General features: G+C 67.1%; 10 protein-coding genes. 7 read left to right on the top strand and 3 right to left on the bottom strand.

Translation table 11 applies throughout. The annotated features are described in order from the left end of the window. The 3 genes from J7E68_RS03455 to J7E68_RS03465 all read right to left on the bottom strand — a co-directional run. On the bottom strand, positions 1–269 hold a 269-nt coding region (locus J7E68_RS03455), incomplete at its 3' end, for an OsmC family peroxiredoxin (protein ID WP_215169879.1). 83 nt (positions 270–352) lie between these two features. Then, positions 353–880, bottom strand: coding sequence for a DUF4395 domain-containing protein (locus J7E68_RS03460; protein ID WP_215169881.1), 528 nt, complete (start codon positions 878–880; stop codon positions 353–355). A 21-nt stretch (positions 881–901) separates the two neighbouring features. Continuing rightward, positions 902–1,315 (bottom strand): thioredoxin family protein, encoded by a 414-nt coding sequence (locus J7E68_RS03465; protein ID WP_215169883.1) that lies wholly within the window; start codon positions 1,313–1,315, stop codon positions 902–904. Between the two features lie 95 nt (positions 1,316–1,410). On the opposite strand from J7E68_RS03465, the gene J7E68_RS03470 reads away from it, so the two are divergent. The 7 genes from J7E68_RS03470 to J7E68_RS19570 form a co-directional block, all read left to right on the top strand. Then, positions 1,411–2,220, top strand: coding sequence for a thymidylate synthase (locus J7E68_RS03470; RefSeq protein WP_215169885.1), 810 nt, complete (start codon positions 1,411–1,413; stop codon positions 2,218–2,220). Beyond that, positions 2,217–2,693, top strand: coding sequence for a dihydrofolate reductase (locus J7E68_RS03475; RefSeq protein ID WP_215169887.1), 477 nt, complete (start codon positions 2,217–2,219; stop codon positions 2,691–2,693). Before J7E68_RS03470 ends, J7E68_RS03475 begins: the two co-directional genes overlap by 4 nt. After that, positions 2,693–3,388 carry an SDR family oxidoreductase gene (locus tag J7E68_RS03480; protein ID WP_215169889.1) on the top strand — a complete coding sequence of 232 codons (696 nt, stop codon included), beginning with the start codon at positions 2,693–2,695 and terminating at the stop codon, positions 3,386–3,388. Before J7E68_RS03475 ends, J7E68_RS03480 begins: the two co-directional genes overlap by 1 nt. A 130-nt stretch (positions 3,389–3,518) precedes the next feature. After that, a complete protein-coding gene (gene dapA / locus J7E68_RS03485) occupies positions 3,519–4,496 on the top strand; it encodes a 4-hydroxy-tetrahydrodipicolinate synthase (RefSeq protein ID WP_215169891.1) in 978 nt (325 codons plus the stop codon). Positions 4,497–4,564: 68 nt separating this feature from the next. Beyond that, positions 4,565–6,241, top strand: a complete 1,677-nt coding sequence (locus J7E68_RS03490) for a ribonuclease J (RefSeq protein ID WP_215169893.1) — start codon at positions 4,565–4,567, stop codon at positions 6,239–6,241. A gap of 73 nt (positions 6,242–6,314) precedes the next feature. Continuing rightward, entirely contained in the window at positions 6,315–6,809 is a 495-nt protein-coding gene (locus J7E68_RS03495) for a GNAT family N-acetyltransferase (protein WP_215169895.1), read from the top strand. A gap of 83 nt (positions 6,810–6,892) precedes the next feature. Next, positions 6,893–8,247 (top strand): DNA translocase FtsK (locus J7E68_RS19570; protein ID WP_285224764.1); only part of this gene is annotated, 1,355 nt, incomplete at its 3' end.

Consider the following 8,247-nt stretch of genomic DNA (forward strand, 5'->3'; position numbering starts at 1 on the left):
CCGGGCTGGAACGTCACGGACGCGCTGGTGTGGACGCGTTCCGGCGGGGTGCCGTTCTCCGACAGCGCATGCGACAGAGCCATGCTGAAGCACGAGGCGTGCGCGGCTGCGATCAGCTCCTCCGGAGTGGTGGTGGTGTCGCTGCCCTCGCTGCGGGCCTTCCAGTTGATCGGGAAGGTCCCGAGCTTCGACGAGGAGAAGGCGACGGTGCCCGAGCCCTCTGAGAGGGATCCGGTCCAGGTGGTGGTGGCTTCGCTGGTGACGGGCATGATTCCTCCGGTTCTCGCGCTGCGGGATGTGCGGTCGCGTGTCCGGTCAGCCTATCGACCGGTCGGCCCGGGTGGAACCGCGCTCAGGGCGAGGAGAGCGTACGGCCGAGCACGCCTGCTCGCTGCAGCAGCAGGTAGATCTGGCAGCCCAGGCAGAAAGAGAAGGCGGCGTTGAGGAATGCGGCGATGAAGGCTGCAGCTGTCGCGATGGGCAGGGCCCACGGCACTCCGGCGAGGTGCAGGACGAGGCCGATCGTGACGACGAAGAGCCCGACACCCTGGGCGAAGCGTGGCGGGCGAGGGTCTTCCAGCTCGGTCGGCGGGGTCAGGCGAGGCCGCACGAAGCGACGGAAGACCACGCCCCACGGCGCTGTCTTCGCAGAGAGCACGCTCCACAGGAACAGCAGCGCGATCACGGCAGCGAGAAGGAACCCCGGATCGAACGCCCGCTGGGCGAGGGGCGCAGAGGTGATCGCCCAGGTCTGCCAGCCGGACGAGCTCGCTGTCGAGATGCCGGTCAGTGCGAGAAACGTCGCGACGAGCAGCAGTACCGCGGTGATCGTCGCCGCGAAGCGCGGTCCTCGCGGGTCGATTCCTGGGGGAGGGGTCATCTGTGCTCCGTTCACTGCGCCTCAGAGGGCGGCGATCGCTTCCGTGAGGGCGTGGTGTGGGGGGATCCCGTTGAAGCGCGCGCGAACCGCGCCCGACCTGTCGACCACGAACGTCGTGGGAGTCTGCAGCACCCTGTACCGGGCGGAGAGATCTGGTCGACGGGTGAGGTCGACCTCGATGTGATCCAGACCTTCGTGGTCCGCCGCGACTCCGGTCAGCATCCGACGCACCTGCGGGCATCGTGTGCACATCTCGGTGCTGAACTGCACGAGGGTCGCGCGCGGGCCCAGCTGCGGGGCATCGGCATCGGCGGGGTCGAAACGGAGATGCCCGCCGCCCCGCCGCCGTCCGTCGGCGAGGCGCAGGACGATCCCGACCGTGGCCGCGAGCACGACGAGCGCTCCGGCGACGGCGAGGGCGAGTGCAGGCGACATGGCTCGAGATTACGGCCGTGCGGGGGAGTGAGGGGCGATGTGACGCATCGTGACGGACCGGCTCCATGTCGCCGATGCCGGGTAGTCTGGCTGACATGAGCGCAGCCGTCCCGACGCCGTATGAAGACCTGCTCCGCGACGTGCTGGAGTCCGGCACCCGCAAGTCCGATCGAACCGGAACAGGCACCACCAGCGTGTTCGGGCGGCAGATCCGTTTCGACCTCTCGCAGGGGTTCCCGTTGATCACCACCAAGCGGGTGCACTTCAAGTCGATCGCCTACGAGCTTCTGTGGTTCCTCCGCGGCGACTCGAACGTCCGGTGGCTGCAGGAGAACGGGGTCACCATCTGGGATGAATGGGCTGATGAGTCCGGCGACCTCGGTCCGGTGTACGGAGTGCAATGGCGCTCCTGGCCGACCCCTGACGGCGAGAGCATCGACCAGCTCGCCGAGGTGATCGAGCAGATTCGTCGCACCCCCGATTCTCGCCGGCTGATCGTGTCGGCCTGGAATCCGGCTGACATCCCCGACATGGCTCTCGCCCCCTGCCATGCGCTGTTCCAGTTCTATGTCGCAGACGGCAAGCTCTCCTGCCAGCTCTACCAGCGCAGCGCCGACCTGTTCCTCGGCGTTCCTTTCAACATCGCGTCGTACGCGCTGCTCACACTGATGGTCGCTCAGCAGGTCGGACTCGAGCCCGGCGACTTCGTCTGGACCGGCGGCGACTGCCACATCTACGACAACCACCTCGATCAGGTCCGAGAGCAGCTGAGCCGCGACGCGTTCCCCTATCCCACCGTCCGCCTCGCCCGTACTCCCGAGTCGATCTCCGACTACCGGTACGAGGACTTCGTCGTCGAGGACTACCAGCATCACGCGCCGATCCGTGCGGCGGTGGCGGTATGACCTGGGTCGGACTCATCTGGGCTGAGGCCCAGGGCGGAGTCATCGGCGCCGAGGGCGGCATGCCCTGGAACGTCCCCGAAGATCTCGCGCACTTCAAGTCGACGACCCTCGGAGCGCCGGTGATCATGGGGCGAAAGACGTGGGACTCGCTGCCCGAGCGGTTCCGTCCGCTTCCGGAACGCGAGAACATCGTGATCACGCGTCAGCAGGACTGGGCGGCAGACGGCGCCCGTCGCGCCGCGACGGTGACCGAAGCGGTGCGCGGACAAGAGAGGGTGTGGATCATCGGCGGTGCCGAGATCTTCCGTCTCGTGATCGCCGATGCCGATCGACTCGAGGTCACCGAGCTCGATCTCGAGGTGGCCGGCGATGCTTATGCTCCCTCCAAGAGCGGCTGGCGTCTCGTCGACGAAGGGGAGTGGATGACGTCCCGTTCGGGTGTGCGCTACCGCTTCCTCGGATACGAGCGCTGATGCCCACCGCACTCATCACCGGCGCCAGTGCCGGACTCGGAGCGGAATTCGCGCGCCAGCTCGCCCGGCGTCGGGCCGATCTGATCCTCGTCGCGCGCTCGACAGATGCGCTNNCAGAAGCCACAGATGTCGAGCGGGTCGCCCGACGTCTGCGCGACACCGTCGACCCCGTCGACCTCCTGATCAACAACGCGGGCTTCGGTCTGCCGCTGCAGTTCGCGGACAATGCGATCGATGATGAGGTCCGCCACCTCAGGGTCCACGTCGAGGCGTCGATGCGGCTCATGCATGCCGCGCTGCAGTCGATGCGTGGACGGGGCGGCCGGATCATCAACGTCGCCTCCGTCGCCGGGTTCATCTCGCGCTCGACGTATTCGGCCTGCAAGAGCTGGCTCATCGGATTCAGCCGGTGGGCGAATGCGGAATATGCCCGCGATCGCGTCTCCGTCACCGCGGTGTGCCCGGGCTTCACGCATACATCGTTCCATGAGCGCATGGGGCTCGCACCGGGCCACGAGGGCGTTCCGGCGTTCATGTGGCTCGACGCACGAGACGTGGTTCGCGAGGGTCTCCGTGATGCCGCACGAGGCATGGCGGTGTCGATCCCTTCGCTGCGCTACAAGGCCATCGTCGGTCTCGCAGGTCTGCTCCCGAGCTCGCTCACCTCCGGGGTCGCACGGCGCGGTCGGGTCTGAGCCCAGGCGCTCCGCAGGCTCCTCGACCGGCGGGTCCCTCTGCTCCGTACCGGCGTCGCGGTGCCGCGCGAGGATGTCATCGTGCTCGCCCCGTCTGGGTGAGCGGCATCCGACCAGATACGCTGGGGGCATGACGCACTCGGGCAACCCATTCGGACAGGTTCTCGTCGCGCTCGTCACTCCGATGACGGCGGACGGCGAAGTCGATTGGCCCGCCGTCGAGCAGCACATCGATGACGTCATCACCGCAGGTGCTGACGGCATCGTCGTGACGGGAACGACCGGCGAGACCTCGACCCTGACGGACCCCGAGAAGCTCAAGCTCGTCGAGATCGGAAAGTCGGTCTCCGCCGGTCGGGCGAAGATCATCACCGGCGGCGGATCGAACGAGACCGCGCATGCGATCGAGCTCTACAAGGCCAGCGAGAAGGCCGGCGCCGACGGCATCATGATCGTCACGCCGTACTACAACAAGCCCACGCAGGCCGGCATCCTGACGCACTTCCGTCTCGTCGCAGACGCGACCGATCTGCCGGTGATACTCTACGACATCCCCGGTCGCACCGGCGTGCCGATCAAGTACGAGACGATCCTCAGGCTCGCCAAGCACCCCAACATCCTCGCCGTGAAGGATGCCAAGGGAGATTTCTCCGAGGTGAGTCGGGTGCTCAATCAGACCGACCTCATGTACTTCTCGGGAGACGACGCGAACGTGCTCCCGCATCTCGCCATCGGTGCGACGGGACTCATCGGCGTGACCGCGAACATCACGGCGACCCCGTACCGCACGATCATCGACGCGGTGAACAGGGGCGATCTCGCGACGGCGACCGCGGAGCACAAGCGTCTCGAGCCGCTGGTGCGCGCGGTCATGACGCACGTGCCCGGGACCGTCGCCGCGAAGTACATCCTGCACGGGCTCGGTCGCATCCCGAGCCCCCGAGTGCGGCTGCCCCTCGTCGGCCCGGAAGAGTGGGAGGCCGCCCTCATCGAGGACGAGCTCGACCTCGGGACCGACGTCCCCGGCGCCGACTTCTCCAACTTCCGCCCCGACCGCAACGCGGCCGCGGGCGGTGCCCTGCCGAAAGTGCACGGCACGACCCGCTGAGACCGCACGCGCTGAGGCGCGTCACCATGAACGAACGGACGCGTGGAGTGTCCGACTGAGGAGACAGCATGTCCATCCCGATCGCAGAACCCGCAGCACTCGACGAAGGGTCGCTGCGGGTCACCCCGCTCGGCGGACTCGGCGAGATCGGCCGCAACATGACGATCTTCGAGTTCGACGGCAAGATCCTCATCGTCGACTGCGGCGTGCTCTTCCCTGAGGAGCACCAGCCCGGAGTCGACCTGATCCTGCCGGACTTCGAACCGATCAAGGGTCGCCTCGACGACATCGTCGGTGTCGTCCTGACCCACGGCCATGAGGACCACATCGGCGCCGTTCCCTACCTGCTGCGCCTGAAGAGCGACATCCCCGTGATCGGTTCGGGCCTCACGCTCGCTCTCGTCGAGGCGAAGCTCAAGGAGCATCGCATCAAGGCCTACACGCTGACCGTGAAGGAGGGGCAGCGCGAGAAGGTCGGACCGTTCGATCTCGAGTTCGTCGCGGTGAACCACTCGATCCCTGATGCACTGGCGGTCGCGATCCGCACTCCCGCCGGTCTCGTCCTGGCCACGGGTGACTTCAAGATGGATCAGCTGCCGCTGGACGGCCGGATCACCGACCTGCGTGCGTTCGCCCGTCTGGGCGAAGAGGGGGTCGACCTGTTCCTGGTCGACTCGACCAACGCCGATGTCCCCGGCTTCACTCCCACCGAGCGTTCCATCGGCCCCGTTCTCGACCAGGTGATCGGCAAGGCGCAGCGTCGTGTGATCGTCGCGAGCTTCTCGAGCCACGTGCACCGTGTGCAGCAGGTTCTCGACGCTGCCGCCGCACACGGACGCCGCGTCGCCCTGCTCGGTCGCAGCATGCTGCGCAACATGACGATCGCCGAGGACCTCGGTTACCTGAAGGTGCCGAGCGGTCTGCTGATCGACTACAAGAAGGCTCGAGACCTGCCCGACGACAAGATCGTCTACATGTCCACGGGCTCTCAGGGCGAGCCGATGGCAGTGCTCAGCCGCATGGCGAACCTCGACCATGCCATCGAGCCGGGCCCGGGCGACACCGTGATCCTCGCATCCAGCCTGATCCCCGGAAACGAGAACGCCGTGTACCGCGTGATCGACGGTCTGACCAAGCTCGGCGCGAACGTCGTGCACAAGGCCAACGCCAAGGTGCACGTCTCGGGCCACGCCGCGGCCGGCGAGCTGATCTACTGCTACAACATCCTCAGGCCCAAGAACGTCCTGCCCGTGCACGGGGAGTACCGCCATCTGATCGCCAACGCCAAGCTGGCACAGGAGACCGGGATCGAGGCCGAGCGGACGATCATCGCCTCGAACGGCACCGTGATCGACCTCAAGGACGGCGACGCCCGTGTCGTCGGGCAGCTCGACCTCGGGTTCGTCTACGTCGACGGGTCGACGGTCGGGGAGATCACCGACGCCGATCTGAAGGACCGCCGGATCCTCGCCGAAGAGGGCTTCGTGTCGGTCATCGTCGTGGTCGATGCCGCGACCGGTCGGATCATCTCCGGGCCCGAGATCCACGCGCGGGGTATCGCAGAGGACGACTCCGTGTTCGACGATGTCACCCCGAAGATCATCGCTGCACTGAAGGAAGCGTCCGGCAACGGCGTGCGCGACACCCATGCGCTCTCGCAGGTGATGCGTCGCACGATCGGCCGCTGGGTAAACCAGAAGCTGCGTCGCCGTCCGATGATCGTCCCTCTCGTCATCGAGGCGTGAGCCGGGCGCCACAGCTCGGGCATTCACAGTCCGTGGTCATTCGGCTGTAACGCGTGCGCCGTATGCTCTGTGCATGCCGGACGCCTACTCGATCCGACCCGCCGTGCAGGCCGACGGGAGCTTTCTCGGCGACATGGTCGTCGAGGCGGCCAACTGGCGTGCCGGAGGGGCTCGCCCGCGGCACGAGATCCTGACGGCAGCTGAGCACCGGCGATACGTGTCAGGGTGGATGCGCCCAGCAGACGCGGGGTACGTCGCCGTCGACTCCGAAGGTCAGCCGATCGGAGCGGCCTGGTACCGCATGCTGTCCCAGGCAGATCCGGGCTTCGGGTTCGTCGGAACCGCGGTGCCGGAGCTGATCATCGGCGTGCAGCCGATCTGGCGCGCTCACGGAGTCGGCCGCGCGCTGCTGCGGAGACTGGTCGTGTCTGCACGCGAGCAGGGACACTCGCGTCTCAGCCTCAGCGTCGAGAACGACAACTTCGCGCGAACCCTCTACCGATCCGAGGGTTTCGTCGTCGTCGACGCAGGACCGACACGCGTCACCATGGTGCATCGGATGCCGTGAGACCTGCATGTCGCCGCCCTCGGAAGGCGCCGGAATGCCGCGTCATTACGGGCTTTGTCGGCCTCTGGTCGTAACGTGAGAGCATGGCCAGGAGTTCCACGAAGTCAGCGCGCGCGTCCGAGAGCGCCACGCCTCGCCCGAAGAGGCAGGCTGCTGCGAAGACCCAGGCAGCGCCCAAGAAGTACATCGACGAGCTCGATCGGCCACCGGTCGCGGTGCGTGCATGGGTCGGCCTCGCTCACGGCGTGGGCGGACTCTTCCGCGCGTTCGGTCCCGAGACCCTCGAGAAAGACGATCGGCGCGACGGATTCCCCTTCCTCCTCGTTCTGCTGGCGATCGCGGGCGCCGTCAACGAGTGGTTCTTCATCGGCAACGAGGTCGCCTCGAACATCAGCGCCTACTCGGTGGGCCTTCTCGTCGGCCGGGTCGCGTTCGTCATGCCCGTGCTGCTTCTCCTTCTCGCAGGGTGGTTGTTCCGTCATCCGTCGTCCGTGCATGACAACGGGCGCATCGGCATCGGCTTCGGGCTGTTCGTGCTCACCCTCGCGGGCTTCTGCCACATCGCCGCCGGCCGCGTCGATTCGGCCGGAGCGCTCGTGCGTGCGCAGCCCCGAGACGGCATGCCCGCTCTCAGTGAGGCCGGCGGACTGTTCGGGTGGATGATCGGGGAGCCGCTCTCGTATCTGACCCCTGTGGGCGCGTACATCGTGCTCGCGCTGCTGGCCGGTCTCAGCATCCTGATCCTCACCAAGACTCCGCCGAACCGCATCGGACAGCGTCTCGGCGATCTCTACGCCTGGATGTTCGACGCGGAGCGCGTCGAGAAGCCGGCGAAGGATGCCGCGGTGATCGACGAGTCCGACAAGGTCGACGACCCCGATGTGCTGCCCTGGTGGCGTCGCAACAAGACGGGTCGCGAGGAAGACCCGGACGAGGGAACCCTCGGCTCCGACGACATCACTGCACTTCTGACGACTTCCGACCCCACGCCCGCGTATGACCAGGCGGTCGTGGTGGAAGACCCGTACGACGCTGCGACCGAGGTGCTCTCGGACGTTCGCTCGGTGACCGAGTCGCTGGCGGGCCAGCAGACCACGGCGCTGCTGGATGACGAGTCCGACACGGGCGAGATGCCCGAGCTTCCGGGCCTCGACGGTTTCGGCACCGCAGGGCCGGGGGAGCGGGGGCCGCAGGCGCCGGTCGCTCCGTACGTGCTTCCCTCGCCCGGGCTCCTGGTCGAAGGGCCACCGCCCGTCGCGCGTTCCGAGGCCACAGACAAGGTGATCGAGCAGATCACGAGTGTGCTGACCCAGTTCAAGGTCGATGCGAAGGTCACCGGGTTCTCGCGCGGCCCCACAGTCACGCAGTACGAGGTCGAAGTCGGTCACGGCGTCAAGGTCGAGAAGATCCTCCAGCTGAGCAACAACTTCGCGTACGC

Source organism: Microbacterium sp. ISL-103 (assembly GCF_018613995.1).
In the GTDB taxonomy this organism is placed as follows: Bacteria; Actinomycetota; Actinomycetes; order Actinomycetales; family Microbacteriaceae; genus Microbacterium.

Bases quoted from the DNA above. Each gene is read 5' to 3' on its own strand.
- J7E68_RS03460 (WP_215169881.1), bottom strand. From the start codon at position 880: ATGACCCCTCCCCCAGGAATCGACCCGCGAGGACCGCGCTTCGCGGCG.
- J7E68_RS03465 (WP_215169883.1), bottom strand. From the start codon at position 1,315: ATGTCGCCTGCACTCGCCCTCGCCGTCGCCGGAGCGCTCGTCGTGCTC.
- J7E68_RS03470 (WP_215169885.1), top strand. From the start codon at position 1,411: ATGAGCGCAGCCGTCCCGACGCCGTATGAAGACCTGCTCCGCGACGTG.
- J7E68_RS03475 (WP_215169887.1), top strand. From the start codon at position 2,217: ATGACCTGGGTCGGACTCATCTGGGCTGAGGCCCAGGGCGGAGTCATC.
- dapA (WP_215169891.1), top strand. From the start codon at position 3,519: ATGACGCACTCGGGCAACCCATTCGGACAGGTTCTCGTCGCGCTCGTC.
- J7E68_RS03490 (WP_215169893.1), top strand. From the start codon at position 4,565: ATGTCCATCCCGATCGCAGAACCCGCAGCACTCGACGAAGGGTCGCTG.
- J7E68_RS03495 (WP_215169895.1), top strand. From the start codon at position 6,315: ATGCCGGACGCCTACTCGATCCGACCCGCCGTGCAGGCCGACGGGAGC.